The organism is Streptomyces sp. NPDC002232, from assembly GCF_042890295.1.
Classification (GTDB): domain Bacteria; phylum Actinomycetota; class Actinomycetes; order Streptomycetales; family Streptomycetaceae; genus Streptomyces.
Genome location: NZ_JBIARV010000001.1, coordinates 101,181 through 126,988 on the forward strand (window position 1 = coordinate 101,181; position 25,808 = coordinate 126,988).

27 protein-coding genes are annotated in these 25,808 nt (G+C 71.2%); 3 read left to right on the forward strand and 24 right to left on the reverse strand.

All coding sequences use genetic code 11. The annotated features are described in order from the left end of the window. Positions 1-42: 42 nt before the first annotated feature. Positions 43-1,974 (forward strand): tetratricopeptide repeat protein, encoded by a 1,932-nt coding sequence (locus ACFYXU_RS00425; protein WP_389456044.1) that lies wholly within the window; start codon positions 43-45, stop codon positions 1,972-1,974. Positions 1,975-2,053: 79 nt separating this feature from the next. Here the strand turns inward: ACFYXU_RS00425 and ACFYXU_RS00430 are convergent, their stop codons facing one another. The 5 genes from ACFYXU_RS00430 to rpsB all read right to left on the reverse strand — a co-directional run bounded on the left by ACFYXU_RS00430 (position 2,054) and on the right by rpsB (position 6,602). Next, on the reverse strand, positions 2,054-3,157 hold the full coding sequence (locus ACFYXU_RS00430; protein ID WP_329850599.1) for a phosphatidate cytidylyltransferase: 1,104 nt from the start codon (positions 3,155-3,157) through the stop codon (positions 2,054-2,056). Continuing rightward, positions 3,157-3,714 (reverse strand): ribosome recycling factor, encoded by a 558-nt coding sequence (gene frr, locus ACFYXU_RS00435; RefSeq protein ID WP_148006369.1) that lies wholly within the window; start codon positions 3,712-3,714, stop codon positions 3,157-3,159. The genes ACFYXU_RS00430 and frr overlap by 1 nt, the downstream gene beginning before the upstream one ends. Positions 3,715-3,808: 94 nt before the next feature. Further along, positions 3,809-4,573: a UMP kinase gene (gene pyrH, locus ACFYXU_RS00440; RefSeq protein ID WP_329850597.1), complete on the reverse strand. Its 765-nt coding sequence runs from the start codon at positions 4,571-4,573 to the stop codon at positions 3,809-3,811. A gap of 163 nt (positions 4,574-4,736) precedes the next feature. Next, positions 4,737-5,573, reverse strand: a complete 837-nt coding sequence (tsf, locus tag ACFYXU_RS00445; RefSeq protein WP_329850596.1) for a translation elongation factor Ts — start codon at positions 5,571-5,573, stop codon at positions 4,737-4,739. A gap of 102 nt (positions 5,574-5,675) precedes the next feature. Next, entirely contained in the window at positions 5,676-6,602 is a 927-nt protein-coding gene (rpsB, locus tag ACFYXU_RS00450; protein ID WP_389456046.1) for a 30S ribosomal protein S2, read from the reverse strand. Between the two features lie 255 nt (positions 6,603-6,857). On the opposite strand from rpsB, the gene ACFYXU_RS00455 reads away from it, so the two are divergent. Next, positions 6,858-7,364, forward strand: a complete 507-nt coding sequence (locus ACFYXU_RS00455) for a M23 family metallopeptidase (RefSeq protein ID WP_389456048.1) — start codon at positions 6,858-6,860, stop codon at positions 7,362-7,364. Here ACFYXU_RS00455 and ACFYXU_RS00460 read toward each other — a convergent pair. From ACFYXU_RS00460 to ACFYXU_RS00540, 17 genes are all read right to left on the reverse strand, one after another. Continuing rightward, positions 7,345-7,911, reverse strand: a complete 567-nt coding sequence (locus ACFYXU_RS00460; protein ID WP_389456718.1) for a TetR/AcrR family transcriptional regulator — start codon at positions 7,909-7,911, stop codon at positions 7,345-7,347. The two genes, ACFYXU_RS00455 and ACFYXU_RS00460, sit on opposite strands and share 20 nt — an antisense overlap. A 53-nt stretch (positions 7,912-7,964) precedes the next feature. Next, a complete protein-coding gene (gene whiG, locus ACFYXU_RS00465) occupies positions 7,965-8,801 on the reverse strand; it encodes an RNA polymerase sigma factor WhiG (protein WP_329850593.1) in 837 nt (278 codons plus the stop codon). Between the two features lie 239 nt (positions 8,802-9,040). Continuing rightward, a complete protein-coding gene (gene dprA, locus ACFYXU_RS00470; RefSeq protein ID WP_389456050.1) occupies positions 9,041-10,204 on the reverse strand; it encodes a DNA-processing protein DprA in 1,164 nt (387 codons plus the stop codon). 326 nt (positions 10,205-10,530) lie between these two features. Then, entirely contained in the window at positions 10,531-12,144 is a 1,614-nt protein-coding gene (locus ACFYXU_RS00475; RefSeq protein WP_389456052.1) for a YifB family Mg chelatase-like AAA ATPase, read from the reverse strand. Then, positions 12,144-12,509 (reverse strand): YraN family protein, encoded by a 366-nt coding sequence (locus tag ACFYXU_RS00480; RefSeq protein ID WP_361396710.1) that lies wholly within the window; start codon positions 12,507-12,509, stop codon positions 12,144-12,146. The genes ACFYXU_RS00475 and ACFYXU_RS00480 overlap by 1 nt, the downstream gene beginning before the upstream one ends. 131 nt (positions 12,510-12,640) lie before the next feature. Beyond that, positions 12,641-12,949: a DUF2469 domain-containing protein gene (locus tag ACFYXU_RS00485; RefSeq protein WP_005311352.1), complete on the reverse strand. Its 309-nt coding sequence runs from the start codon at positions 12,947-12,949 to the stop codon at positions 12,641-12,643. 55 nt (positions 12,950-13,004) lie between these two features. Next, positions 13,005-13,541 (reverse strand): NUDIX hydrolase, encoded by a 537-nt coding sequence (locus ACFYXU_RS00490; protein ID WP_376510560.1) that lies wholly within the window; start codon positions 13,539-13,541, stop codon positions 13,005-13,007. A gap of 140 nt (positions 13,542-13,681) precedes the next feature. Continuing rightward, complete coding sequence (gene lepB / locus ACFYXU_RS00495) at positions 13,682-14,449, reverse strand: signal peptidase I (RefSeq protein ID WP_389456055.1); 768 nt, start codon at positions 14,447-14,449, stop codon at positions 13,682-13,684. A gap of 74 nt (positions 14,450-14,523) precedes the next feature. Then, positions 14,524-15,459 carry a signal peptidase I gene (gene lepB, locus ACFYXU_RS00500; RefSeq protein WP_389456720.1) on the reverse strand — a complete coding sequence of 312 codons (936 nt, stop codon included), beginning with the start codon at positions 15,457-15,459 and terminating at the stop codon, positions 14,524-14,526. Next, complete coding sequence (gene lepB, locus ACFYXU_RS00505; RefSeq protein ID WP_376510564.1) at positions 15,380-16,417, reverse strand: signal peptidase I; 1,038 nt, start codon at positions 16,415-16,417, stop codon at positions 15,380-15,382. The genes lepB (ACFYXU_RS00500) and lepB (ACFYXU_RS00505) overlap by 80 nt, the downstream gene beginning before the upstream one ends. Further along, positions 16,410-17,351, reverse strand: coding sequence for a signal peptidase I (gene lepB, locus ACFYXU_RS00510; protein ID WP_389456057.1), 942 nt, complete (start codon positions 17,349-17,351; stop codon positions 16,410-16,412). Before lepB (ACFYXU_RS00510) ends, lepB (ACFYXU_RS00505) begins: the two co-directional genes overlap by 8 nt. A gap of 69 nt (positions 17,352-17,420) precedes the next feature. Continuing rightward, complete coding sequence (gene rplS / locus ACFYXU_RS00515) at positions 17,421-17,771, reverse strand: 50S ribosomal protein L19 (RefSeq protein ID WP_361396697.1); 351 nt, start codon at positions 17,769-17,771, stop codon at positions 17,421-17,423. Between the two features lie 127 nt (positions 17,772-17,898). Beyond that, complete coding sequence (gene trmD, locus ACFYXU_RS00520; RefSeq protein WP_383787575.1) at positions 17,899-18,720, reverse strand: tRNA (guanosine(37)-N1)-methyltransferase TrmD; 822 nt, start codon at positions 18,718-18,720, stop codon at positions 17,899-17,901. Further along, complete coding sequence (rimM, locus tag ACFYXU_RS00525) at positions 18,717-19,301, reverse strand: ribosome maturation factor RimM (protein ID WP_389456059.1); 585 nt, start codon at positions 19,299-19,301, stop codon at positions 18,717-18,719. Before rimM ends, trmD begins: the two co-directional genes overlap by 4 nt. 112 nt (positions 19,302-19,413) lie before the next feature. Next, entirely contained in the window at positions 19,414-19,653 is a 240-nt protein-coding gene (locus ACFYXU_RS00530; RefSeq protein ID WP_020868149.1) for an RNA-binding protein, read from the reverse strand. Between the two features lie 2 nt (positions 19,654-19,655). Beyond that, entirely contained in the window at positions 19,656-20,099 is a 444-nt protein-coding gene (gene rpsP / locus ACFYXU_RS00535) for a 30S ribosomal protein S16 (protein WP_053644511.1), read from the reverse strand. Between the two features lie 154 nt (positions 20,100-20,253). Beyond that, complete coding sequence (locus tag ACFYXU_RS00540) at positions 20,254-20,847, reverse strand: hypothetical protein (RefSeq protein ID WP_030690647.1); 594 nt, start codon at positions 20,845-20,847, stop codon at positions 20,254-20,256. A 375-nt stretch (positions 20,848-21,222) separates the two neighbouring features. On the opposite strand from ACFYXU_RS00540, the gene ACFYXU_RS00545 reads away from it, so the two are divergent. Beyond that, entirely contained in the window at positions 21,223-21,948 is a 726-nt protein-coding gene (locus ACFYXU_RS00545; protein ID WP_389456061.1) for a methyltransferase domain-containing protein, read from the forward strand. Between the two features lie 176 nt (positions 21,949-22,124). On the opposite strand, the gene ftsH is transcribed toward ACFYXU_RS00545, so the two are convergent. Both ftsH and ffh read right to left on the reverse strand, forming a co-directional pair. After that, entirely contained in the window at positions 22,125-24,044 is a 1,920-nt protein-coding gene (gene ftsH, locus ACFYXU_RS00550) for an ATP-dependent zinc metalloprotease FtsH (RefSeq protein ID WP_389408140.1), read from the reverse strand. Between the two features lie 132 nt (positions 24,045-24,176). Next, a complete protein-coding gene (gene ffh / locus ACFYXU_RS00555) occupies positions 24,177-25,730 on the reverse strand; it encodes a signal recognition particle protein (RefSeq protein WP_329850557.1) in 1,554 nt (517 codons plus the stop codon). Positions 25,731-25,808 lie beyond the last annotated feature (78 nt).

Consider the following 25,808-nt stretch of genomic DNA (forward strand, 5'->3'; position numbering starts at 1 on the left):
CTGAGTTCACTTTCCACACGTTCCACGAAGATCCTTTCGGGCATGGGCGGGGTGGGCAAGACCCAGCTGGCGGCCCGGTACGCGCGCTCGGCCCAGGCCGAGGGAAGGGCCGAGCTGCTCGTCTGGCTCAGTGCCGTCAACCGTGATGCGATCGAGCTCGCGTATGCGCAAGCGGCGCGTGATGTCTGCGCCGTCACGGAGGAGAACCCCCACCAGGCCGCGCGCATGTTCATCGCCTGGCTCCAGACGACCGAGCGGTTCTGCCTCATCGTCCTGGACGACGTGGCGGATCCAGCAGATGTTCGAGGACTCTGGCCGCCGTCCCGCCCCCAGTGCCAGGTGGTGGTCACCACCCGGCGTCGGGACTCCGCTCTGCGAGGTCAGGGCCGAGACTTCATGGAGGTCGGGGTCTTCACCGAGAGAGAATCCGTCTCGTATCTGGTGAGGAAGCTCGATGCGCACGGCTGCCGGGGCCGGGGGGACGAGATCCTCGATCTCGCCACCGATCTCGGACACCTGCCCTTGGCGCTCGCCCAAGCCGCCTCCTACATCGCCGACCAGGGCTTGCGGGTGCCCCGCTACAGGGAACTGCTGGCGGATCGGCGCCGAGTCCTGTCGGAGCTGGTCCCGGACGGGGGCAGCCTGCCGGATGACCATGAAGAGGTACTGGCCGCGGTCTGGGACCTGTCCGTGGCGCGGGCCGACCAGCTGTGGCCCGAGGGCATATCCCGCTACCTCCTGGCCCTCGCGTCGGTGATGAACGCGAACGGAATTCCCGATGCGGTGCTCACGAGCAAGCCGGCTCGCTCGTACCTGGGAATCTGCAAGTACTTGATGTTCGAGCCGGAGGGACCGCTCGACGTCCAAGTGCCCGAGCTTTCCGAGGACGAGGTGTTGGCCTCCCTGCGCTCCCTGCATCGCCTGAGTCTGGTGAGCCACTCGCCGTACGAGACACATGGCATGGTGCGAGTCCACCCCCTCGTGCAGCGCGTGGCACGGGAGTCCGTGGACGAGGCCCATCAGGAGGAGCTGGCGTTCTTCGCCTCGCTCTGCATTCTTTCGTCATGGTCGCGCGACGCGGAGGAGCGGGATCTGAGGCACGTACTGTGCCAGAACATCGACGCGCTTTCTTCCCTTGCCTTTGATTCATTGTGGAAGGTCGAGGCCTACGAGGTCCTTTTTCATGGCGCAGACAGTCACGGCTATGCCGGAATGTACTCCACCGCGATCTCCCAGTGGCGCGCGCTCTGGGAAACAGCCACCGAGATCCTTGGCCCGGATCACTCGGACACGCTGAGATGCCTTCGTCAGCTCGGTTTCTGGCAATCACGGGACAGAGATTTCGATAACGCTGTCGATACGCTCATGCAGGCATATTCGGATCTGCTGAGGGTCGAAGGTCCGAACGATGTCGAGACCCTCATCGCGCGGAGTCAATTGGCGCAGATGCTGGGAGCGCACGGAGCATACGAGAGTGCTGCGCACACGTTCGAAGAAATCCTTGAAGGTTTGCTCGTGAACCATGAGCCCGCCCACATCCTGGTGATCGAGGCGCGATGCCAGATTGCTTACTGGCGGGCAAGGGGCGCGGACATGGAGGGTGGGATTCGAGCACTGGAAGAGATTCTTGCAGAGCTGCCTTCGTCGATTGATGCGAACGGCGCCTTCGCCTGCACGATCCGACACAATCTGGCCGGGCTGCGGGCGGAGGCCGGTGACGTCGGAGGAGCGATCGCCGATATGGAAGCGCTCCTGGAAGTGGAGCATTCGGCTCTGGGGGCAGACCATCCGGACGCGCTTGTCACCCGGCACAACCTCGCGGGTTTCTACGATCAGATGGGACACAGGGACCGGGCGATCGCCGAGGCTCAGGCGGTTCTTGTCTCGCGCGAGAAGCTCTTCGGGGCCGAGCACCCCAGCACGGCGAACACCCGGAGCCTGCTTTCCCGTCTGATGTCGGGAACGGACCGCTGACCCACCGGGCCGACGAAAAGGACCCCCGTCCGGCACCGGTGGTGCGGGGCGGGGGCCCTTTCTCGTACGGCTCCGCCGGTCAGGTCGTCCCGACGAACAGGGCCAGCAGCAGCCACACCACCGGAGCGGTGGGCAGCAGCGAGTCCAGGCGGTCCATGATGCCGCCGTGGCCCGGGAGCAGCGTGCCCATGTCCTTGATGCCCAGGTCGCGCTTGATCATGGACTCGCCGAGGTCGCCGAGCGTCGCGCTCGCCGCCACCGCCAGACCGAGGATCAGGCCCTGCCACCACATGCCGTCGTCGATCATGAACTGCATGCACAGCGCGCCCGCCGCCATCGCGAACGTCACCGCGCCGACCAGACCCTCCCGGGTCTTGCCGGGGCTGATCCTCGGGGCCAGCTTGTGCTTGCCGAAGCGCCAGCCGATCGCGTACGCCCCGGTGTCGCTGACCACGGTCAGGATCAGGAACGTCAGCACCCGCTCCGGTCCGTCGTCCGCGGCCAGCAGCATCGCCACGAACGTCGCCAGGAACGGCACGTAGAACGCGGCGAAGACCCCCGCCGTGACGTCCTTCAGGTATCCCTCGGGCGGTTCCGTCATCCGCCAGACGAGTACCGCGAGGGCCGTCAGGGCCATCGCCACCCAGGCGCCCTCGGCGCCCCGCACGTAGCCGGCGACGACCATCGCCGCACCGCCGACCGCGAGCGGGACCAGCGGCGCCTTGATGCCCTTGCGTTCCTGGAGGCGGGAGGTGAGCTCCCAGAGGCCGACCACCACGGCGACCGCGATCACTCCGACGAACGCGGGCGCCCAGATGTACAGCGACGCGATGATCACCGCGCCGAGTCCGACTCCGACCCCTATGGCCGCGCCCAGATTGCGCCCGGCGCTCTTCTTCTGCCGTGGCGCCGGCGGCGCGGGCGGCGGAGGCGGGGTGGGGCTGGACATGGGCTCCTGCGGGTGCTCGTGCGGCGTCTCGTCACGGAACAGGGGACCGCTCGGGTGAGCGGCCCCCCGGCCGTGACCGTCCTGGAATCCGCCGGCGGGAACGTCGGGCACGATGGGCATGGGCCGAGTCTGCGCCGCCTGATGCCGATCGTATGCGGGACCCGCCGGGGCAGGCCCCTGGTCGGGTCCCCCACGGCCGGAACCGGCCGGGGCCCCCCAGGAAGAGTCGTTCATCAGACCTCGAGCAGCTCGGCTTCCTTGTGCTTGAGCAGCTCGTCCACCTGCGTGACGTACTTCGCGGTGGTGTCGTCGAGCTCCTTCTCGGCGCGACGGCCCTCGTCCTCGCCGACCTCGCCGTCCTTCACGAGCTTGTCGATGGTCTCCTTGGCCTTGCGGCGCACCGAGCGGATCGAGATCTTCGAGTCCTCGGCCTTGCCCTTGGCGACCTTGATGTACTCGCGGCGGCGCTCCTCGGTCAGCTCCGGGAACACCACACGGATGATGTTGCCGTCGTTGCTCGGGTTGACCCCGAGGTCCGAGTCACGGATCGCCTGCTCGATGTTGCGCAGGGCGCTCTTGTCGAACGGCGTCACCACGGCCATGCGCGGCTCCGGCACGGAGAAGGACGCCAGCTGGTTGATGGGGGTGATGGCACCGTAGTAGTCGGCCACGATCTTGTTGAACATCGCCGGGTGCGCACGGCCGGTGCGGATCGCGGCGAAGTCCTCCTTGGCGACCACGACGGCCTTCTCCATCTTCTCCTCGGCCTCGAGGAGAGTCTCTTCGATCACCACATGCTCCTGCGTGTCGTCGCGTTGTGTCCTGCACGGTGTACGACCGGCAGGGCTCTGTCCATCCCCTTGCGGGGCGGTTCCCCGGTTCGGGTCAGGCCCGGGTGCCCTGGTCGCTCACGAGCGTGCCGATCTTCTCACCCTTCACCGCGCGAGCGATATTGCCCTCGGTGAGCAGTTCGAAGACGAGGATCGGGAGGTTGTTGTCCCGGCACAGGGTGATGGCGGTGGCGTCGGCGACCTTGAGGTTGCGCGACAGCACCTCGCCGTACTCGAGGGCGTCGAACTTGACCGCGTCGGGGTTGCGCTTCGGGTCGGAGTCGTAGACCCCGTCCACGCCGTTCTTGCCCATGAGCAGGGCCTCGGCGTCGATCTCCAGGGCGCGCTGGGCGGCGGTGGTGTCCGTGGAGAAGTACGGCATGCCCATGCCCGCGCCGAAGATGACCACGCGGCCCTTCTCCAGGTGCCGCACGGCGCGCAGCGGGATGTACGGCTCGGCGACCTGGCCCATGGTGATGGCGGTCTGGACGCGGGAGTCGATGCCCTCCTTCTCCAGGAAGTCCTGGAGGGCGAGGCAGTTCATCACGGTGCCGAGCATGCCCATGTAGTCGGAGCGGGCCCGGTCCATACCGCGCTGCTGGAGCTCGGCGCCACGGAAGAAGTTGCCGCCGCCGATCACCACCGCGATCTCCGCGCCGTCGCGGACGACGGCCGCGATCTCACGTGCGATGGCGTGCACGATGTCGGGGTCGACGCCCAGGCCGGTACCGCCGGAGAAGGCTTCTCCGGACAGCTTCAGCATGTAGCGGCCGACCTGCTTGCCGTTGTTGTCGTCGCCCTGTACGGCGCCCTGGTTCATGGAGATCTCCTCGTGCACATACGAAGGAGGCCATTGCCTTGGATCCTCGCGGTATCCCGTGCGGCAATGGCCTCCTCGTCAGATCTGCGGTCGCCCTGCGCGTGCGCGGACGACTGCCTCAGACCCTACCGGGGTCCGGCGTCCGTCGCGTTCGCGTACGGACTCAGATGCCGACCTTGATGCGGGTGAAGCGCTTCAGGGTGACACCGGCCTCGTCCAGGACCTTCTGGACGGACTTCTTGTTGTCCAGGGCGTACGGCTGGCCGAGCAGCGTGGCGTCCTTGAAGAAGCCGTTGACGCGACCCTCGACGATCTTGGCGATCGCGGCCTCGGGCTTGCCCTCGGCGCGGGTGGTCTCCTCGGCGACGCGGCGCTCGGTCTCGACGACCTCGGCCGGAACGTCTTCCTTGGTGAGGTACTTCGGCGCGAAGGCGGCGATGTGCTGGGCGACACCCTTGGCGACGGCGGCGTCGGCCTTGTCGAACTCGACGAGGACACCGATCTGCGGCGGGAGGTCCGGCATCGTGCGGTGCATGTACGCGTAGACGAAGCCGTCGGCGAACTGCGCGAAGCGGTCCAGGACGATCTTCTCGCCGAGGTTGGCGTTGGCCTCGTCGACGAACGCCTGCACGGTCTTGCCGGCCTCGATCTCGGAGGCGAGCAGCGCCTCCAGGTCGGCCGGGGCGGAGGCGGCGACGTGCTCGGCGAGCTGGGCGGCGACGGCCTGGAACTTGTCACCCTTGGCGACGAAGTCCGTCTCGCACTTCAGCTCGACGAGGACGCCCGAGGTGTTGTCGTCGGCGATGAGGGAGACCACGGCGCCGTTCTCGGCAGAGCGGCCCTCGCGCTTGGCGACGCCCTTCTGGCCCTTGATGCGGAGCGCCTCGACGGCCTTGTCGACGTTGCCGTCGGCCTCGTCCAGGGCCTTCTTGCAGTCCATCATGCCGGCGCCGGTGAGCTCGCGGAGCTTCTTGACGTCAGCGGCGGTGTAGTTCGCCATGAGTCTGTTTCTCTCTCGAAGTCTGAAAGATCGGGCGGGTCCACGGGTGGACGGCGGGGGCTTCGTGGGCCCCCGCCGTCGTCACCCGAAGGTCCTGAAGGGTCAGGCCTGCTCGGCGTCCGCGGCCGGAGCCTCGGCGGCCGGAGCCTCGGCGGCCGGAGCCTCGGCCGGGGCCTCAGCGGGGGCCTCGGCGGCAGCCTCGGCCGGAGCGGCCTCGGCGGCGGGGGCCTCAGCGGTCTCGTCGGCCTTCTTCTCGCCCTCGAGCAGGTCGCGCTCCCACTCGGCGAGCGGCTCGCCCTGGGCCTTCTCGCCCGGCTTCGAGTCGCCGGTCGCGGCGCCGGAGCGGGCGATGAGGCCCTCGGCGACGGCGTCGGCGATCACGCGGGTGAGCAGGGTGACGGAGCGGATCGCGTCGTCGTTGCCCGGGATCTTGTAGTCGACCTCGTCGGGGTCGCAGTTGGTGTCGAGGATCGCGACGACCGGGATGTGGAGCTTGCGCGCCTCACCGACGGCGATGTGCTCCTTCTTGGTGTCGACGATCCAGACGGCGCTGGGCACCTTCTGCATCTCGCGGATACCACCGAGGGTCTTCTCCAGCTTGGCCTTCTCGCGGGAGAGGACCAGGAGCTCCTTCTTGGTGAGACCCGAGGCGGCGACGTCCTCGAAGTCGATCTGCTCGAGCTCCTTGAGGCGCTGCAGACGCTTGTAGACGGTGGAGAAGTTGGTGAGCATGCCACCGAGCCAACGCTGGTTGACGTACGGCATGCCGACACGCGTCGCCTGCTCGGCGATGGCCTCCTGGGCCTGCTTCTTCGTACCGACGAACATGATGGAGCCGCCGTGCGCGACGGTCTCCTTGACGAACTCGTAGGCGCGGTCGATGTACGACAGCGACTGGAGCAGGTCGATGATGTAGATGCCGTTGCGCTCGGTGAAGATGAAGCGCTTCATCTTCGGGTTCCAGCGACGGGTCTGGTGACCGAAGTGGACGCCGCTCTCCAGCAGCTCCCGCATCGTGACGACGGCCATGGCCGTATCTCCTTGGGTTTCTCGGTTGTGTTCCTGACGCCCCGGCGCGCCGTGCCACGAAGGACCGAAAGGCGCTGCCACCCGCCGCGAGAGCTGGTGGCGGGGCGTGCGAAGTCGACCCGGTGACCCGAGTCGCCATAGGAAGTGTACGGGACCCCGGGAGCGCCGGGTGACGGCACTGTCCACAAGCGGTGGCCGGTCCACAGATGCGCTCCGTCACCCGAACGGTCCGCCGGCGCGCGGAACGCTGGCCCCATGCGTCTGACCGTCCTGCTCGCGACCCTGACCCTGATCCTGCTCCGGCCGGTGGGCCCGCCCCCGCCGGAGATCGTCCGCGGCTGGGAGCCTCCGCCCGGCCCGTACGCCGCGGGTCACCGCGGCATCGACCTCGCTGCGCCCCCGGGCACCCCGGTCCTCGCCCCGGCCGCGGGGACGGTGACCTTCGCGGGCCCGGTGGGCGGACGCGGCGCGGTGTCCCTGACCCTGCCGGGCACGGGTACTCCTCCGCTCCGCACGACGTTCACCCCGGTGACGCCGCTGGTGCCGCCCGGCACCCGGGTCGCGCGCGGCACGCCGATCGCCGAGGTCGCGGAGGGCTCTCACTGCCGGGTGAGCTGCCTCCACTGGGGCCTGCTGCGGGGGAAGGAGTACCTGAACCCCCTGCTGCTGACGGGGCGGGCCCCCGCGCGGCTGCTTCCGCTCGACGGGGAGCCCTGGGGAGCCGGGCGGGCGGGGCCGAGGTCTAGGACTCCGGGCCCGTGACGCCGTGGAGGGCCATCGTGACGGCCGCTTCGGCGATGGCCGCCGGGTCCTCGGCCGCGCCGAGCTCGATGCGGCGGACGGCGGCGTCGACGACGCCCTGGAGGAGCATGGCGCCGAGGCGCGGCTCGGGCTGCCCCAGGGCCGCGAGGGCTTCGACGATCATCGCGACGAGGCCTCCGTGGGCGGCCCTGATCTTCTCGCGGGCGCCGTCGTCCAGCTCGCTCGCCGAGATGGCGACGACCGCCCGGTGACGCCGGTCCCCGACGAGGTCCAGCTGCTTGCGGACGTACGCCTCGACCTTGCCGCCCGGCGTCTCGGCGCCGGCCATGGCCGCCTCGACCTCGGCGGCCCAGACGGGGAAGTCGACGGCGCAGAGCTCTTCGACGACGGCGGCGCGGGACCGGAAGTACTCGTAGACCGACGAGCGGGCGAGGCCCGTGCGCTCGGCGAGGGCGGGGAAGGTCAGCGCCTCCGTACCGCCCTCGGACAGCAGGGAACGCGCGGCGTCCAGGAGGGCGCCGCGCTGCATGGTCCGGTGCTCGGCCACGGAGGCCGCTCGAATCCTGGGCACGGCTCCACTCTACGACCGGCCCGCAAGGGTCAGCGGCCGACGTCGGCCAGCTTGGCGCGGAGCTGGAGGACGGACTTGGTGTGGATCTGGCTGACGCGGCTCTCGGTGACGCCGAGGACGTGGCCGATCTCGGCGAGGGTGAGGCCCTCGTAGTAGTAGAGCGTGACGACGGTCTTCTCCCGCTCGGGGAGCGTGTTGATGGCGCGGGCGAGCAGCCGGCGCAGCTCGCGGTCCTCGGCGATCTCGACGGGGTTGTCGGCGGCGGTGTCCTCGAGGGTGTCCATGAGGGAGAGCCGGTCGCCGCCCTCGCCGCCGACGTGCAGCAGCTCCTCCAGGGCGACCACGTTCGCCAGGGACAACTGGCTGAAGACCGCGTGCAGTTCCTCCAGCGTGATCTCCATCTCCGCGGCGACCTCGCTCTCGGAGGGGGTCCGCCGGAGCTGGGCTTCGAGGGTGGCGTAGGCGCGCTCGACGTTGCGGGCCTTCTGGCGGACGGAGCGGGGGATCCAGTCGAGGGCGCGGAGTTCGTCGATCATGGCACCGCGGATGCGGGTGATCGCGTACGTCTCGAACTTGATCGCCCGCTCGACGTCGAACTTCTCGATGGCGTCGATGAGGCCGAAGACCCCGGAGGAGACGAAGTCGGCCTGCTCCACGTTGGACGGCAGACCCACGCTGACCCGGCCGGCGACGTACTTGACGAGCGGCGAGTAGTGCAGGATCAGCTGCTCCCGCAGCCGCTCGTCGCCGCTGTCCTTGTACGAGCGCCAGAGCTCGTCGAGTGAGGTCGGCGCGGGCGGTCGCACGGTGCCCCGGGCCGCTGGGGGCACCGCAGCGCGGTCAGACCCGGAGGTGTGCTGGGGCATGCGTTGCCTTGAGCCGTTCTGGTTTCGGGTGTGTCGGTGCGGTGGTCCTGTAGGGAATTCTGGTGAGCGTAGCGTGAGTGCGCCGTCGCGGTGCGCGAACATCGGCGGATCGCGCCGCTCCGGGTGGACGCCGTCGGCCACATCTTCGAACCCGGGCCGTGGCGCGTGTCGGCCCCCCGGGTGCGACCGAGAGAACGGGTCTGTTCATCCTCATCACCCTTTCACCCGAATGCGCCAGGTCAAGTAACGCCTCGCCGCGCGTTCGACGCTTCTGTCGCGGTGTTCGTCAACCGCCAGCCCTCCCCGTGCCGTTCGACGAAGCCCAGTGAGTGGAGTTCGTACAGCTTGGCGAGGGTGTCGTCGGGGCCGGTGCCGGCCCGGCGGGCGATGACGGTGGTCGGCGTGGGGCCGCGGGCGGGGACGGCTTCGAGGACGTGCGCGACGGCGGGGGCGAGGAGGTCGCGGGGCAGGACGGGGCCGCGCCGCGCGGGGGCGAGCTGTCCGATGTCGCCGACGAGTTCGACGATCTCGTCGGCGTCGGTGACGAGGGTGGCGTCGCCGCGGAGCAGTTCGTGGACCCCGGCGGAGAGTGCGCTGGTCACGGGACCGGGAACGCCCATGGTGTGACGGCCGAGCCGCGCGGCGGCCCGGGCGGTGACGAGGGAGCCGCTGCGGTGCTGCGCCTCCACAACGACCGTGCCGCGCGTGAGGGCCGCGATGACGCGGTTGCGGAGGATGAAGCGGCTCGGCGTGGGATGGGAGTCGGGTGGCAACTCCCCGACGACGAGGCCCTGTTCGGCGACGCGTCGGATGAGCCGGTCGTGGCCGCGGGGGTACGGGGCGTCGACGCCGCAGGCGAGGACCGCGACGGTGGCGCCGTCGGCGGCGAGGGCGCCCCGGTGGGCGGCGCCGTCGATGCCGTAGGCGGCGCCGGAGACGACGACCCAGCCCCTTCGGCTGAGGCCGGCGGCGAGGTCGGCCGCGGTGTGGGCGCCGTACGGGGTGCAGGCGCGGGCTCCGACGAGGGCGACGGAGCGCAGTGCCCAGGCGCGCAGGTCGGCCGGGCCGCGCACCCAGAGGCCGATGGGGCGGGCGTCTCCGAGGTCGTCGAGTTGACGCGGCCATTCGGTGTCGCCCGGGACGAGGAAGCGGCCGCCGAGGGCGTGGACGGTGTCGAGGTCGTGGCGGGGCCGGGCGGCGGTGGCGCGTCTGCGCCAGGAGGCGACGCGGGTGGCTCCGGTACCGGGGAACGAGGAGCCGACGTCCCCGTCGTGGAGCAGCCGGTCGAGGAACCCGGCGGCCCCGTACCGGCGGAGCCACCGCCCGGCGTGCTCGTCCCCGGGCTCGACGGACCGACTGAGCACCGCCCGCGCGAGCCGCTCACGGTCGCCGTCGGACGGCATGGCCTCCTGCCCGCCGGGGCCCGTCCCGCCGGGGCCCGTCCCGCCGGGGCCTGGGATCTCGGGGACCGGGACGGGGGAGCCCGGGATGTCATGGCCTGGCACGGCCCTCGTGGGTACGTCCGGCCCACGCGCCTCGGATCCCAGCGCTGCGGGCCCCAGCGCTCCGGCTTCGAGCGCAGCGGGTTCGAGCGCTTCGGGTCCCAGCGCTGCGGGCCCCAGCGCGCCGGCTTCGAGCACGGCGGGTTCGAGCGCTCCGGGTCCCGGCACTCCGGGTTCAAGCGCGTCCGGCCCGTCCGGTTCCGTCGGGCTGGCCCCTCGTGCGGTGGTCATGCGAACTCCCCCGCTCCGACCGGTACGCCGCGGGCGACGCCCGTGCGCAGTTCGAGGGCGAGGGCGATGTCCCCGCTGTCGGGGCGGTCGTGCCCGGCGAGGTCGGCGACGGTCCAGGCGACGCGGAGCACCCGGTCGAGGCCCCGGGCCGTGAGCAGTCCGCGCTCGACGTCGCGTTCGGCGGCGGCCAGGGCTCCGGGAGCGGCCAGGTGGCGGGTGCGCAGCTCGTGTCCGGGGATCTCGCTGTTCACCCGCCAGGGGGTGTCGGAGAGGCGCGCGGCGGCCCGGTCCCGGGCGGCGTGGACGCGGGCGGCCACGGTGGCGGTGGTCTCGCCCCGGCCGCCCTGTCCGAGCAGGTCGGCGCGGGTGACGGGCTCGACCTCCACGCGCAGGTCGACGCGGTCGAGCAGGGGGCCGGACAGGCGCGCCTGGTAGCGGCGGACGACGGAGGCGGGGCATTCGCAGCCGGCGCCGTGGAGGGTGTGGCGGCCGCAGGGGCAGGGGTTGGCGGCGAGGGCGAGGAGGAAGCGGGCGGGAAGGCGGACGACGCCGGCGGCACGGGCGATGACGACGTGTCCCGACTCGAGGGGCTGGCGCAGTGCGTCGAGCGCCTTGCCGGAGAACTCCGGCGCCTCGTCCAGGAACAGGACCCCACGGTGGGCCAGGGAGACGGCGCCGGGCCTGGGAAGGCCGTTCCCGCCGCCGACGAGGGACTGCATGGTGGCGGAGTGGTGGGGTGCGCAGTAGGGCGCGCTGCGCACCAGGGGCTCTCCGGGCGGCAGGATGCCCGCGACCGAGTGGACGGCGGTGACCTCCAGGGATTCCTGCCGGGTGAGGGGCGGGAGGATGCCGGGGAGCCGCTCGGCGAGCATCGTCTTTCCCGCGCCGGGAGGGCCGGAGAGGAGCAGGTGGTGTCCGCCCGCGGCGGCGACCTCCAGGGCGAGGCGGGCCCGCCGCTGCCCGGCGACGTCGGCGAGGTCGGGGCCTTCGGCGGGCCCGGCGGCGAGTCCGGTCCCGAGGCCGGCGCCGGGGACGAGGAGTCCGGCGAGCATCGCGTCGGGACGGCCCTCCTCGGCGGCCTCCTCGACGGGCACGGGCTCGTCGCTGAGGACGGCGATCAGCTGGCGGAGGGTGCGGACGCCGAGGACGGAGACACCGGGGACGAGCGAGGCCTCTCCGGCGGTCTGCTCCGGGACGACGACCTGGCGGTATCCGGCGTCGGCGGCGGCGAGGACCGCCGGCAGGACGCCGCGGACGGGCCGGACGCGCCCGTCGAGGCCGAGTTCGCCGATGAGGACGAGGTCGGCGATGGCCCGGGGGTCGATCCGCTCGGCCGCGCCGAGGACGGCGGCGGCGACGGCGAGGTCGAAGCCCGAGCCCCCCTTCGGCACGGACGCCGGACTGAGGCCGACGGTGAGCTTCTTCTGGGGCCACTCGGCTCCGGAGTTGACGACGGCGGCGCGGACCCGGTCGCGGCTCTCGCTGAGGCTCTTGTCGGGGAGGCCGACGAGGGTGAAGGCGGCGACTCCGGGTTCGAGGTCGGCCTGGACCTCGACGACGACGCCCTCGACGCCGACGAGGGCGACGGAGCAGGTGCGGGCGAATCCCATCAGGCCACCCCCTGGGCGTGGGTGAGGACGGGGGCGCCCTTGCGCGGCAGGACGATGCCGACGAGGTCGATGCGGACGCCCCCGGCGGGGGCCGGGGCGCCGTGGCGGTCGAGCCAGCAGGCGGCGAGGCGGCGGAGCCGCTCGGCCTTGCGGGGCGTGACGGCGGCCATCGGGTGCTCGTAGGCGCCGTCCCGCCGGGTCTTGACCTCGCAGATGACGAGGGTGTCGCCGTCCCGGGCGACGATGTCGATCTCGCCGCTCCGGCCGCAGCGCCAGTTGCGGGCGAGGATGTGCATGCCGTACGCGATGAGCCGGCGGGTCGCCAGCTCCTCCCCGTACCGTCCGAGGGCTTGGGTCCTGTTCATGCGGTACCACCTCCGTCACCGACTGTGACGGAGCGTGGCGGGTCCCGTGCGGCGCTGTGGACGCCCCGTGAGGCTGTGGAGAACCTCGTCACCCCTGGGGGTGATTCCGCTGGGAGGAGTGTGTGAGCGGCTCAGCTGCCGGGAAGTTCGAGATCGCTCTTGTTGAGCTCCTCGATGTTCACGTCCTTGAAGGTCAGGACCCGGACCTGCTTGACGAACCGGGCGGGCCTGTACATGTCCCAGACCCAGGCGTCAGCCATGCTGACCTCGAAGAAGACCTCGCCCTGCACCGAGTGCACCTGCATCTCGTAGTCATTGGTGAGGTAGAAGCGCCGCTCGGTCTCGATCACGTATTTGAACAGCCCGACGACGTCTCGGTACTCCCGGTAGAGCTTCAGCTCCATCTCGGTCTCGTACTTCTCGAGGTCCTCGGCGCTCATGGCATGTTCCCCTTCAGCCGTGCGTCCCCCTATTGTGCGCCAGTCGTACGCGCCCCTAAACGATTTCCGGGGCGAGCACCACCGGCGCTCTCGGAGGTCCTTCGTCGAGCAGCGCCTGGAGCAGCTCGGCGAGTCTGGTCGGGTACACCGTCTCACGCGCCGCCGACAGTTCGGCGGAGGTCCACCATCTCAGGCCCGCGAGGCTGCGGGTCTCCAGCTCCGTGAGGGCCTGCGGCCGGGGCGCGGGCTCGGTCCCCCGGGTGCGGGCCAGGTAGTACCACTCGTCTTGGTCCCAGCGGCGCCCGTCGAAGGGGAAGGAGCAGTACCGCTTCCAGAGCACCGGGCCGAGGTCGACCTCGGTGATGCCGGTCTCCTCCGCGAGCTCGCGCAGCGCCGCCTCCTCCCTGGTCTCGTCGCCCTCCAGGCCGCCGCCCGGGGTGAACCACCAGGTCAGGTCCGGGTCCTTGGGCTCGTACCCGTGCAGGAGCAGGATCCGGTCGTCGGGGTCGAGCAGCACGATGCGGGCGACCCGGCGCCGCAGGAGCTCGGGCCCCGAGGCGGCCTCCGGCCCTCCCGTCCCCGTACCCGTCATGCCCCCACCCGTCCCCGGGCCGGCCTCCCGCCCTCCCGTCATGCCCTCACCCGCTCCCGTCCCCGAGGCGGCCTCCCGCCCTCCCGTCCTGCCCTCGGCACCTCCCGTACCCGGGCCGGCCCCCGGCCTTCCCGTATCCGTCATGCCCCCACCTTCTCCCGGGCGCCGGGCCGCGTCCCGCCCGACCGGCGTCCGGTCAGGAGGCGTGCCACCGGCCCGTACGCGGCTCCCGCGAGGATCAGCGCCGTACCGGCCACGACGGCCGTGAGGAGCGCCGTGAAGGGGCCCGGTCGCGAGATGCCGCCCGGCAGGTCGGCGAAGCCCTCGGCGGGTGTCAGGAGGCCCTCGGCGGGCCAGACGACGGCGTCGACCCTGCCGAGGACCGTGGAGCGCGGCACGGAGCCCTGTCCGGCCTCCTCCATGTGCGAGCGGGAGTCCAGCGAGGTGTGCCGGTCGTCGCCGAGCAGGAAGAGGTTGCCCTCGGGGACGGTCACGGAGAAGTCCTGGCCCGAGGCGATGATGCGGCCGCCGATGCTGGGCCGCAGGTAGGGCTCGTCGACGGGCTTGCCGTTCACGGTGAGCCGTCCGTCCCGGTCGCAGCAGGCGACGGTGTCGCCTCCGACGGCGGCGACCCGCTTCACCATGGGGCCGGAGTTCCAGAGGGGGTCGTCGAAGACCACGACGTCACCGCGCCGCACCTCGTCGCCGTCGATCCGCTGGGCGAGGATCTTGGAGCCGACGGCGAGGGTCGGGGTCATGGAGTCGGTGGGGACGGTGTACGGCTGGTAGAGCACGGCTCCCCAGACGAATCCGCCGAGGAAGAGCACACAGCCGACGGCCACGGCCACCCCCGACAGCATGCTGCCGAGGCGGCCGCGGCCGTCCTTGGTCCGTATGGTTCCGCTCATGTGCGCACCCCGTAGGTCTGTCGGCGGACCGCGGTCCTGTCGACGGTCCGGGACGGCACCCTACCCGCGGGTCGCTACTCGGCGGTATGCCGTGCGGCCTGCTTCTTCCGGCGCCACAGCACGAGGGGGAGCGCTCCGGCGAGACCGGCCGCCCCCGCCGGGACCGCGGCCATGGCCTTGTTCAGGGCCGGCTGGTCGAAGACCTCGGGGATGGGGAGCGTGGCCCAGCGGGTGACCGGCCAGGCGATCACGACGGCACGGCCCACGACCTCGTCGTTGGAGACGGTGCCGCCGCCGGGGAGCTGCTGGTGGAAGCGGGAGTCCAGGGAGTTCTGCCGGTTGTCGCCCATGACCCAGATGCGGTCCTTGGGGACCTTGATCGGGCCGAAGGAGTCCTGGCAGGGCACCGCGCCGGGGGCGAGGTACGCGCTCTCGTCCAGCGCGACGCCGTTCAGGACGACCTTGCCGCCCTCCTTGCAGGAGACGGTGTCGCCGCCGACCGCGATGACGCGCTTGATGAGGTCCTTCTCCTCGGCGGAGGGCATGAGGCCGATGAAGCTGAGGAACTTCTGCACGACGTTCGGCTTGGGGGTCTCCTGGCCCTCCAGCCAGCCGCCCGGGTCGTGGAAGACGACGACCTCGCCGCGCTCGGGCTCGGAGCCGAACCAGGGGGTCAGCTTGTCGACGAGGACCCGGTCGCCCTTCTGCAGGGTGTTCATCATCGATTCCGAGGGAATCGAGAACGCCTGCACCAGGAAGGTCTTGATCAGCAGGGCGAGCACCAGGGCGATGCCGACGAGAAGGGGCAGTTCCTTCCAGAAGGAACGCTGCTTCTTGGGGGCCCGGCCCGAGCCGCTCGCCGCGTCGTCGCCGCCATCGCCCGGCGTGCCGCCGCTCGGCGGCTGCGCCTGCTCGTCACCCGTCACGTCGTCACCCGTCGTGCCATCGTCGAAGGCCCCGTCGGCCCTCTTCTCGGGTCCATCGTGTCCGGATCGTGCGCCGACGGCCAAATCCCCCACATCCACTCCTCAGTCCGTGCGAACGCCCGCCCCGGGTCAGGGACAGGCCCACCACTCCCATAACGAGCAGAAGTTCCGCAGGGGTCGGGAGCCCGGGCAATCCGTTCAGATTCCGCTGGGACACACTATGCGACAGACCGGATGCGGTACCGGAACTCGCACGGGCGTCCGGTACGCCCGCGAAGGCGTCCCGTTGCTCCAGGCCGCGCCAGTGCCCGAAGGGCCAGGCGATCACCACGGCACGCCCCACGACCTGCTCCTCCGAGACGGTGCCGTGGCCCTCCTCGTCGAGGTGGTAACGGGAGTCGGCCGAGTCGGAGCGGTGGTCGCCGAGGACGAAGATCCGGCCCTCCGGGACCTTCACCTCGAAGGGGATCTTGGACGGCGGATTCCCGGGGTGGAGGTACGGCTCGTCCAGCGGTACGCCGTTGACGCTGATCCTGCCGTCCGTGCCGCAGCAGCGGACGGTGTCCCCTCCGACGGCGACGACCCGCTTGATGAGGTCCCGGTCGTCGGCCGAGGGCAGCAGTCCGATGAAGGTCAGGGCCTGCTTGACCTGCTTGACGCCGATGGGGTCGTCGGCGGGCGGCGCGGTCTCCTGCTGGAGCCAGGTGCCGGGGTCCTTGAAGACGACGACGTCGCCGCGCTGCGGACGGGAGCCGAACCAGGGCGTGAGCTTGTCGACGAGGACCCGGTCGTCGATGCGGATCGTCTGCTCCATGGAGCCGGAGGGGATGACGAACGCCTGGACCAGGAACGTCTTGAGGACGAGCGCGATGAGCACGGCCACGGTGATCAGGATCGGGATCTCGCGGAGCGCGGAGCGCTGCCGGCGCCGCCGGACCCTGCGGGCCAGTCTGCGCCGCTCGGCCCGTCCGGGCCTCGCGGCCCCCGGTCCGGTCTCGGTGTCCGGCGCGGACCCGCCGGGCGGACGGCCCCGGCTACCCATGGGCTGCCGCCGCGTGTCCACCGGCCGGCGCGGCCGGTACGGCGGCGAAGGCGTCGGTGTCCGGCACGGTCGACCAGCGCCCGAAGGGCCAGGCGATCCAGTCGGCCCGGCCGATGACCTTCTCGACGGGGACCATGCCGCCGCCCGGGTCGCCCAGGTGGTCGCGGGAGTCGCTGGACTGGCTGCGGTGGTCGCCCATGACCCAGAGCCTGTCCGGCGGGACGACGATGTCGAAGGGCACGCTGGAGGGGCGGTCGCCGAGCTTCACGTACCACTCCTGGACGGGGGCGCCGTTGACGGTGAGCCGGCCGTCCTTGTCGCAGCAGACGACCCGGTCGCCGGCGACGCCGACCACCCGCTTCACGAAGTCGGTCTCGTCGGGCTCGGCGAGGCCGAGGGCGGCCGCTCCGTCGTGGAGGAGTCCGGTGACCGGATTGCCTACGGGCTGTTCCCGTACGAAGGAGCCGGTGCCGTCGAAGACGACGACGTCGCCCCGGGCGGGCTCGCTGCCGAAACGGTACGCCAGCTTGTTCACGAGGATCCGGTCACCGACCTGGAGCGTGGGCTCCATCGAGCGGCTGGGGATCAGGAACGGCTGGATCACGAAGTGGCTCAGGAGCAGCAGGAACGTCACGAAGACGGCGCCCACGAGGGCGGTGCGCCGCCAGGAGGGAACGCGCCCGGGCTCCTCGGAGCCCTGCCCGGACTCCTCGGCAGGCGACCCGGAGCCCTCGGAGCCCCGCCCGGACCGCTCGGGACCGCACGAGGGGTCCCCGGAGGCCGCGGAGTCCTCAGGGCCCTGCCCGGACTCCGTGGTAGACCGCGCGGAGTCCTCGGAGCCCCGCCCGGAAGCGTCGGGAACGCGCGCGGAGCGCGACCCCTCCTCCGCTCGGGAAGAGGGATCGCGCTCCGTGTGCTGTGCTTCGGTGTCCATCGCTGGCAGAGCCTATCCGGCCTGTCTGTGCGGGGAGTCGGAAGCGTGGGGCATGCCGGGAGCCGGGGCTCAGCGGTCGCGCTTCTCCTTGATCTTGGCAGCCTTGCCGCGCAGCTCACGCAGGTAGTAGAGCTTGGCGCGACGGACGTCACCGCGGGTCACGAGCTCGATCTTCTCGAAGATCGGGCTGTTCACCGGGAAGGTGCGCTCGACGCCGACGGAGAACGAGACCTTGCGGACCGTGAAGCTCTCGCTGACGCCCGAGCCCTGGCGGCGGATGACGACACCCTTGAACTGCTGGATACGGGAGCGGTTGCCCTCGATGACGCGCACGTGGACGTTCACCGTGTCGCCGGGACGGAAGGCGGGGAGGTCGGAGCGGAGCGAAGCCGCGTTGACCTGGTCGAGCAGGGAGGCCATGGAGGTCTCTTTCCTCGCTGATGCCACAGGTCATCAGCGGTACGTTCGAATGATGAGGAGCGTCGTCCGGTTCTGGCGGCGTCGTTCCCCCTGTGGCAGGGGCGCGCGCCGGACGGACGACAGCGGCCTATTCTTCCACGCCCTCGACCCTGCGCCAAAATCGGCCGCCGGGCTCGGGTGCCCACCCCATCATCGAGAGGATCTCGCGGTCCTTCTTGTCGAAGGCGGAGGGGTCGCAGCGCTCGATGAGGTCGGGCCGGTGGGCGACGGTGCGCCGGAAGGCCTCGTCCCGCCGCCAGCGGGCGATCTTCCCGTGGTGCCCGCTGAGGAGGACGTCGGGGATGCCCCGGCCGCGCCACTCGGGGGGCTTGGTGTAGACGGGGCCCTCCAGGAGGTTGGCCATGGCGCCGGGAGCGAAGGAGTCGTCCCGGTGGGACTCGGCGTTGCCGAGGACGCCGGGCAGCAGACGGGCGACGGCCTCGGTGACCACGAGCACGGCCGCTTCCCCGCCGGCGAGGACGTAGTCGCCGATGGAGACCTCGTAGACGGGCATCCGGGTCGCGTACTCGTCCATGACGCGGCGGTCGATGCCCTCGTAGCGGGCCGGCGTGAAGATCAGCCAGGGCCGCTCGGAGAGCTCGACGGCGAGCTCCTGGGTGAAGGGACGGCCGCTGGGGGTCGGGACGACGAGGACCGGTCCGTGCGCCCCGGCCTCGTAGCCGTCGGCGAGCGTCTGGTCGAGGGCGTCGCCCCAGGGCTCGGTCTTCATGACCATGCCGGGGCCGCCGCCGTAGGGGGTGTCGTCGACCGTGTTGTGCCGGTCGTACGTCCAGTCCCGCAGGTGGTGCACGTGGACGTCGAGCTGCCCGCGCGCGCGTGCCTTGCCCACGAGGGAGACGTTCAGCGGTTCCAGGTACTCGGGGAAGATCGTGACGACGTCGAGCCTCATGCCGTCTCCCCGGCGGGCTCGTCGCCGGACGTCTCGTCCTCGGCCTCGTCCCGGGAGGAGACGATCTCGGCGCGGTCGTCGATCAGGCCGGGCGGCGGGTCGATCACGGCCCGCTGCTCCTCCAGGTCGATCTCGGTGACGATCGACGACACGAAGGGGATCATCAGCTCGGTGCCGTCGGGCCGCTCGACGATGAAGAGGTCCTGGGACGGCAGGTGGGAGATCTCGGTGATCCGGCCGATCTCGGTGCCGTCGGCGAGGACGACGTCGAGGTCCATGAGCTGGTGGTCGTAGTACTCGTCCTCCTCCTCCGGCAGTTCCTCGGGGTCGACCTCGGCGATGAGGAGGGTGTTGCGCAGGGCCTCGGCGGCGTTGCGGTCGCGGACGCCCTCGAAGCGCAGCAACAGCTTGCCGCTGTGGACCTTGCCGGACTCGATGGTCAGCGGCCCGGCGGAGGCCGGGTCGGTGAGCAGTACGGCGCCGGGGCCGAGCCGGAGCTCGGGCTCGTCCGTCCGCACCTCGACGGTGACCTCGCCCCTGATCCCGTGGGCGCGGCCGACCCGCGCGACTACCAACTGCACTGCTCCACACTCTCCTGTCACACAGCTCGTACGAACGACAACGGGCCGGGGAGGGCTCTTCAGCCCTCCCCGGCCCGTGCCGGCACAACTCAAGGTGATGCTGCCGACCTGCTCAGCGGACCTGGTCCACGTCGACGAGGTCGACGCGGATCCCCCGTCCGCCGATGGCGCCGACGACGGTGCGCAGCGCACGCGCGGTGCGGCCGTTGCGGCCGATGACCTTGCCGAGGTCGTCGGGGTGGACCCGGACCTCCAGCACGCGGCCCCGGCGCAGGTTGCGCGAGGCGACCTGCACCTCGTCGGGGTTGTCGACGATGCCCTTCACGAGGTGCTCGAGAGCCTCCTCGAGCATGATCAGGCCTCGGTCGACTCGGTGGACGCGGCCTCGGCCTCGTCCGCCTTCTTGTCGGCCTTCTTGGCCTTCGGGGTGATGGCCTCACCCTTGTCGTCGCCGCTCTCGAGGGTCTTCGCGAACTCGTCGAACGAGGCGCGCTTCGCCTCCTTCGTGGCGGGGACGAGCAGAGCCTTCTCGGGGGCCGGCAGACCCTTGTGCTTCTGCCAGTCGCCGGTGAGCTTCAGGATGGCGAGAACCGGCTCGGTCGGCTGGGCGCCGACGGACAGCCAGTACTGCGCACGCTCGGAGTCGACCTCGATACGCGACGGGTTGTACGTCGGGTGGTAGAGGCCGATCTCCTCGATCGCGCGACCGTCACGACGGGTGCGCGAGTCGGCGACGACGATGCGGTAGTGCGGCTGGCGGATCTTGCCGAGGCGCTTGAGCTTGATCTTGACTGCCACTGGAGTGGTGTCTCCTGGTCTTGACGTGGTTGGGCACTTGAGATGCCACGTGGGGTTGCGGTACTCGGATGCCCGATGGACGCGTCAGCCGGAGGAGAGAGGGGTCCTGTGCGACTGTCGAGTACAGCTAGCCATTGTGCCACACGCCGCCGACTCAGTTGGCGGCGCCCACCGTCTCCGGGATGCGGAAGGGCTTGCCGCAGCCGCCGCAGACGATCGGGGCCTGGGCCAGCACCGAGGGCACCACGCGCACGTTCCGCCCGCAGTCGCAGACGGCCTTGACGCGGACGCCGCCGCCCGAGGAACCGTGCCGGGCGGCCGGACCCCGGAAGGACCGCTTGGTGTCGGCGGCCGTGGCGACCGTGTGGGCCTTGAGGGCGCGCTGGAGCCGCTCGATGGTGGGCCGGTAGCGGCGCCGGGCCTCGGGGTTCAGCGTGACCAGGGAGAAGCCGCTGCTGGCGTGCGGCTCCTCGGGATGGTCGAGGCCCATCTCCTCGGCGATCGCGAGGAATCTGCGGTTGTGGTAGCGGCCGGCGCGGGAGGTGTCGCGGACACCTCGGGCGGCTGCGATGCCGTGGACTGCCTCGTGGAGCAGTCGTTCGAAGGAGAGCTCGGCGCCACAGGCGGACGAGGACTCTCCGATCAGGGACTCGGGCGCGGCAAGATCGGGCAGCTCGGGGTGGTGCCGCTGAATGTCGGCCCACGCCTGTGCCAGCTCTGCGGCGAGAACAGGGGGTGTCGTGCTCACGTCGCGTACAACGAGCCGGAGTGCCCCCGGGTTCCATTCCGGGGCATCCCAAATATTTTGCACGTACCCGTCAGTTGGCATCGATGCGTGGCGACGCGGTCCAGTGCCTCGATCTGCGGAGAAGTCACGCAGGGAGCCTCAAGCCGGTGCGTAGTGGCGCATACGCCCCGGCGCGTGAACGGGGTGCGCGCGCCCCCTGGGGAGCCGGCGGGGCGGGGGGACCTCGGCGAGGACAGTACCCGGTGCGGCGGGGTGGCGGCGCACCGCCCCTCCCCCGGACGAATCCGTCCGGCCCGAGCACTGGACGCGGCCCGGGATGCGCAGTTCCCTGACTACGGGGGGCTGTCGTCCGAGCACGGATTGGGGCACTTTTCCATGACACCTACGCTCGTCCCGCACCACCCCGCGCGCGATTGGGCCGAGATCCAGGAACGGATGCTGGTCCCGCTGTACGAGGCGGTGTACGACCGCCTCGGCGTGGGCGCGGGATCCCGGCTGCTCGGCCTGGGCTGCGGCTCGGGCCTGGCCCTCCTGATGGCGGCGGCGCGCGGCGCGCGGGTGGCCGGCGCGGACCGGGACCACGCGCGCGTGGAGCTGGCGAGGGAGCGGCTGCCGGAGGACGTCACGGTGACGGAGGGGCTCCCCGAGGACCTTCCGTACGACGTGGTCACGGCCTTCCACGCGACGGACGGGGTCCTGCCGGATCTCCGCGCGCTCACCCGTACGGCGCAATCGGGTACGGCGGTCGTGCTCGCGGGCTGGGGGCCGCCGGAGCGGTGCGCCACGGAGCCGGTGCTGCGGGTCGCGGCCCGGCTGGCGGACCGGGGCCCGGCGGCGGGACCCGACCTGGACGCCCTGGTGGCGGACGCGGGACTGCGGCCGGTCGGTTCGGGCCGGGTGGCCTGCCCCTTCGGCTACGCGGACGGGTCGAGCGCGGTGCGCGGGCTGCTCTCGACGGGCGCCTTCGACGAGGCGGTCGGCGCGACGGACCTCTCCCAGGTGGAGAAGGAGATCGAGGAGGCGCTCGCCCCGTACGCCCGCCCGGACGGGACGGTGTGGATGCCGAACGTCTTCCGGTACGTGGTCGCACGGGTGCGATGAGGCGGAGCCCCGTGAGCCCGCACCCCCGTGAGGCGGAGCCCCGTGAGGCGGAGCCCCGTGAGCCCGCACCCCCGTGAGGCGGAGCCCCGTGAGCCCGGACCCCACCAGCCCGCACCCCGAGAGCACGCACCCCGTGCGCGTGGCCGTGTGAGCCGGTCACCGAAGGCCGCGGCCCCTCACAGCTCCTTCTTGACGCGCGGGATGCCCGCGGCGCGGTAGGCCGCCTCCTCCTCCAGGGTCTCGTGGGCGAGGAGGGCCTCGGCGAGGGCGTCCAGCTTGTCCCGGTGCTCGCGGAGCTGCCGCACCGCGCTCTCGTAGCACTCGTCGACGATGCGCCGCATCTCCTCGTCGACGGTGTCGAGGGTGGCGGGGGCGGCCGACAGCCCGTACGCCTGCTGGGCGTCGCTCGGGATGGCGGTGAGGCGGCCGACGCGCTCGCTCATGCCCCAGCGGCCCGCCATGCCCCGGGCGATGTTGGTGACCTGTTCGAGGTCGCTCTCGGCGCCGGTGGTGATGACGCCGAAGACGACCTGTTCGGCGGCCATGCCGCCGAGGGCGCCGATGATCCGGCCGCGCAGGTAGTCCTCGGTGTAGGCGTACTTGTCGGCGTCGGGGGTCGACAGGGTGACGCCGAGGGCCCGACCCCGGGGCACGATGGTGATCTTGCGGACCGGGTCGGCGCCGGGCTGGAGCATGCCGAGCAGGGCGTGCCCGCTCTCGTGGTACGCGGTGCGGCGCCGTTCCTCGGCGGGCATCACCAGGGGCCGTTCGGCGCCGAGCTGGACCTTCTCCAGGGCGTCGGACAGATCGGACTGGGTGACCGCCTTCTGGTCGCGCTTGACCGCGAGGAGGGCGGCCTCGTTGGCGAGGTTGGCGAGCTCGGCGCCGGTCATGCCGGGGGTGGTGCGGGCCACGTGTTCCAGGTCGACGTCCTGGGCGAGCGGGATCTCCCGGGTGTGGATCTTGAGGATCGCCTCGCGGCCGCCCCGGTCGGGCGGGTTGACGTGGACGATCCGGTCGAAGCGGCCCGGCCGGGTGAGGGCCGGGTCGAGCACGTCGGCGCGGTTGGTGGCGGCGAGGACGATGACCCCCTCGGAGCCGGTGAAGCCGTCCATCTCGGTGAGGATCTGGTTGAGGGTCTGCTCGCGCTCGTCGTGACCGCCCATGCCGGAGCCGCCGCCGCGGGCCCGGCCGATGGTGTCGATCTCGTCGATGAAGATGATCGCGGGGGCGACCTTGCGGGCCTCGGCGAAGAGCTCGCGGACCCGGGAGGCGCCGACGCCCACGATCATCTCGATGAACTCGGAGGCGGAGGCGGAGAAGAACGGCACCCCGGCCTCGCCCGCGACGGCCCGGGCGAGCAGCGTCTTGCCGGTGCCGGGAGGGCCCGCGAGGAGCACGCCGCGGGGCATCTTGGCGCCCATCTCGCGGTAGGCCTGGGGGTTCTTCAGGAAGTCGACGACGTCGTTGAGCTCGCCCTCGACCTCGTCGATGCCGGCGACGTCCTGGAAGGTGGTGCGCGGGCCGCCCTCCAGCTCCACCGGTTTCGGCGGCTGCTTGCGTCCGAGCATGCCTCCGGCGCCGCCCATGCCCGCGCTCATCCGGCGGGCGATGAACAGCCACAGCACGACGAGCAGCAGCATCGGCGCCAGGGAGATCAGCAGGTTGACGAGGAAGCTGCGCTCCTTGACGACCGGCTCGGCGGTCACGACCACGTTCTGTTTGGACAGCTGGGCCCACAGGTCGTCGTCGGCGAAGGCGGGCCGCTGGGTCTGGAACTTGGTGTAGTCGCCGTCGCCGTCGGGGATCGGCTGCTTGTTCTTCAGCTGCCCCTGGATCGCGTCGCCCTTGGAGTAGATCTTGGTGACGTTCCCGGCGGCGACCTGCTTGTCGAACTCGGTGTACGAGATCGTCGGCCCGTCGCCCTCGTTGAAGAACGACAGCACGATGTTGGCCAGCAGGTAGACGACGAGCGCGGTCAGGATGAGGCTGCCCCAGCTCCCCCGCATCCGCTTCTTCGGCGGCGGGGGCGGCGGAGCCCCTTCCGAGCGCCAGGGCTGGTCGGTCCGGTCGCGCGGGGGTACGGGGTTGGCCACGTGGCTCTCCTCGGGGCGGCTGTGGCCCCAGTATCGAAGAGCGGGACGAACCGGGCATCGCGGGCGGCGCGGAGGAGTGAAAAGGGGCCCGGGGCGGTTTCGCACCGCCCCGGGCCCCTCCTGGTCCGCGTGTCAGCCCATGAACTTCTTGAACTCGTCCGGGAGCTCGAAGTCCTTCGGGGCCTGTCCGGCCGCCGGGAGACCGAAGGCGCCGCCGGCCTGGGCCTGCTCGCGGCGCTCGGCCGCGGCCTGCTCCTCGGCCTTCCGCTTCATCGGGTTGCCGCTCTTGCGCTTGCCCTTGGCCTGCTTGACCTGCTTCTTCTGCCGGCCGGGGCCGCCGCCCATGCCCGGGATGCCGGGCATCCCCGGCATGCCGCCGCCCTGCGCCATGCGGGACATCATCTTGCGGGCCTCGAAGAACCGCTCGACCAGGCCCTTGACCGCGCTGACCTCGACGCCGGAGCCCTTGGCGATACGGGCCCGCCGGGAGCCGTTGATGATGGTCGGGTCCTGACGCTCGGCCGGGGTCATCGACTTGATGATGGCGGCCGTGCGGTCCACGTCCCGCTCGTCGATGTTGGCGATCTGCTCCTTCATCTGGCCCATGCCGGGGAGCATCCCGAGCAGCTTCGAGATGGAGCCCATCTTGCGGACCTGCTCCATCTGCGCCAGGAAGTCGTCGAGCGTGAAGCCCTCGCCCTTCTTCGAGGCGAGCTTCGAGGCCATCTTGGCGGCCTCTTCCTCGTCGAAGGTCTGCTGCGCCTTCTCGATGAGGGAGAGCATGTCGCCCATGCCGAGGATGCGGGACGCCATGCGGTCCGGGTGGAACGCGTCGAACTCGTCCAGCTTCTCGCCGTTGGAGGCGAACATGATCTGCTTGCCCGTGACGTGGGCGATGGAGAGCGCGGCACCGCCGCGGGCGTCGCCGTCGAGCTTGGAGAGCACGACGCCGTCGAAGCCGACGCCGTCACGGAAGGCCTCGGCGGTGTTGACCGCGTCCTGACCGATCATGGCGTCGACGACGAAGAGGACCTCGTCGGGGCTGACGGCGTCGCGGATGTCCGCCGCCTGCCGCATCAGCTCCTGGTCGATGCCGAGGCGGCCGGCGGTGTCGACGATGACGACGTCGTACAGCTTGGTCCGCGCGTACTCGATGGAGTCCTTCGCGACCTGGACCGGGTCGCCGACGCCGTTGCCCGGCTGCGGGCCGTAGAAGGCCACGCCGGCGCGGTCGGCGACGACGGAGAGCTGGTTGACGGCGTTGGGGCGCTGGAGGTCGCAGGCGACGAGCAGCGGGGAGTGGCCCTGGCCCTTGAGCCAGACGCCCAGCTTTCCGGCGAGGGTGGTCTTACCGGCGCCCTGGAGGCCGGCGAGCATGATCACGGTCGGCGCGGTCTTGGCGAAGCGCAGACGGCGGGTCTCGCCGCCGAGGATGCCGATGAGCTCCTCGTTGACGATCTTGATGACCTGCTGGGCGGGGTTGAGGGCCTGGGAGACCTCCGCGCCCAGCGAGCGCTCCTTGACCTGCTTGATGAAGGCGCGGACGACCGGAAGGGCGACATCCGCTTCGAGCAGCGCGATGCGGATCTCGCGTGCGGTGGCGTCGATGTCCGCCTCGGACAGACGGCCCTTGCCGCGGAGGTTCTTGAAGGTCGCTGCAAGGCGGTCGGAGAGGGTATCGAACACGGCGGTCGCGGATCCTCGGTGTCGGGGGCGGTCGGATTGCCCTCCAGGGTATCGGGCCGCTCGAAGTGTGTGCCCCCG

Excerpts from the sequence above, each read along its gene's own strand:
- ACFYXU_RS00425 (WP_389456044.1), top strand. The coding sequence starts at position 43 with ATGGGCGGGGTGGGCAAGACCCAGCTGGCGGCCCGGTACGCGCGCTCG.
- ACFYXU_RS00430 (WP_329850599.1), bottom strand. The coding sequence starts at position 3,157 with ATGAACGACTCTTCCTGGGGGGCCCCGGCCGGTTCCGGCCGTGGGGGA.
- pyrH (WP_329850597.1), bottom strand. The coding sequence starts at position 4,573 with ATGAACCAGGGCGCCGTACAGGGCGACGACAACAACGGCAAGCAGGTC.
- tsf (WP_329850596.1), bottom strand. The coding sequence starts at position 5,573 with ATGGCGAACTACACCGCCGCTGACGTCAAGAAGCTCCGCGAGCTCACC.
- rpsB (WP_389456046.1), bottom strand. The coding sequence starts at position 6,602 with ATGGCCGTCGTCACGATGCGGGAGCTGCTGGAGAGCGGCGTCCACTTC.
- ACFYXU_RS00455 (WP_389456048.1), top strand. The coding sequence starts at position 6,858 with ATGCGTCTGACCGTCCTGCTCGCGACCCTGACCCTGATCCTGCTCCGG.
- whiG (WP_329850593.1), bottom strand. The coding sequence starts at position 8,801 with ATGCCCCAGCACACCTCCGGGTCTGACCGCGCTGCGGTGCCCCCAGCG.
- dprA (WP_389456050.1), bottom strand. The coding sequence starts at position 10,204 with ATGCCGTCCGACGGCGACCGTGAGCGGCTCGCGCGGGCGGTGCTCAGT.
- ACFYXU_RS00475 (WP_389456052.1), bottom strand. The coding sequence starts at position 12,144 with ATGGGATTCGCCCGCACCTGCTCCGTCGCCCTCGTCGGCGTCGAGGGC.
- ACFYXU_RS00480 (WP_361396710.1), bottom strand. The coding sequence starts at position 12,509 with ATGAACAGGACCCAAGCCCTCGGACGGTACGGGGAGGAGCTGGCGACC.
- ACFYXU_RS00485 (WP_005311352.1), bottom strand. The coding sequence starts at position 12,949 with ATGAGCGCCGAGGACCTCGAGAAGTACGAGACCGAGATGGAGCTGAAG.
- ACFYXU_RS00490 (WP_376510560.1), bottom strand. The coding sequence starts at position 13,541 with ATGACGGGTACGGGGACGGGAGGGCCGGAGGCCGCCTCGGGGCCCGAG.
- lepB (WP_389456055.1), bottom strand. The coding sequence starts at position 14,449 with ATGAGCGGAACCATACGGACCAAGGACGGCCGCGGCCGCCTCGGCAGC.
- lepB (WP_376510564.1), bottom strand. The coding sequence starts at position 16,417 with ATGGGTAGCCGGGGCCGTCCGCCCGGCGGGTCCGCGCCGGACACCGAG.
- lepB (WP_389456057.1), bottom strand. The coding sequence starts at position 17,351 with ATGGACACCGAAGCACAGCACACGGAGCGCGATCCCTCTTCCCGAGCG.
- rplS (WP_361396697.1), bottom strand. The coding sequence starts at position 17,771 with ATGGCCTCCCTGCTCGACCAGGTCAACGCGGCTTCGCTCCGCTCCGAC.
- trmD (WP_383787575.1), bottom strand. The coding sequence starts at position 18,720 with ATGAGGCTCGACGTCGTCACGATCTTCCCCGAGTACCTGGAACCGCTG.
- ACFYXU_RS00530 (WP_020868149.1), bottom strand. The coding sequence starts at position 19,653 with ATGCTCGAGGAGGCTCTCGAGCACCTCGTGAAGGGCATCGTCGACAAC.
- ACFYXU_RS00545 (WP_389456061.1), top strand. The coding sequence starts at position 21,223 with ATGACACCTACGCTCGTCCCGCACCACCCCGCGCGCGATTGGGCCGAG.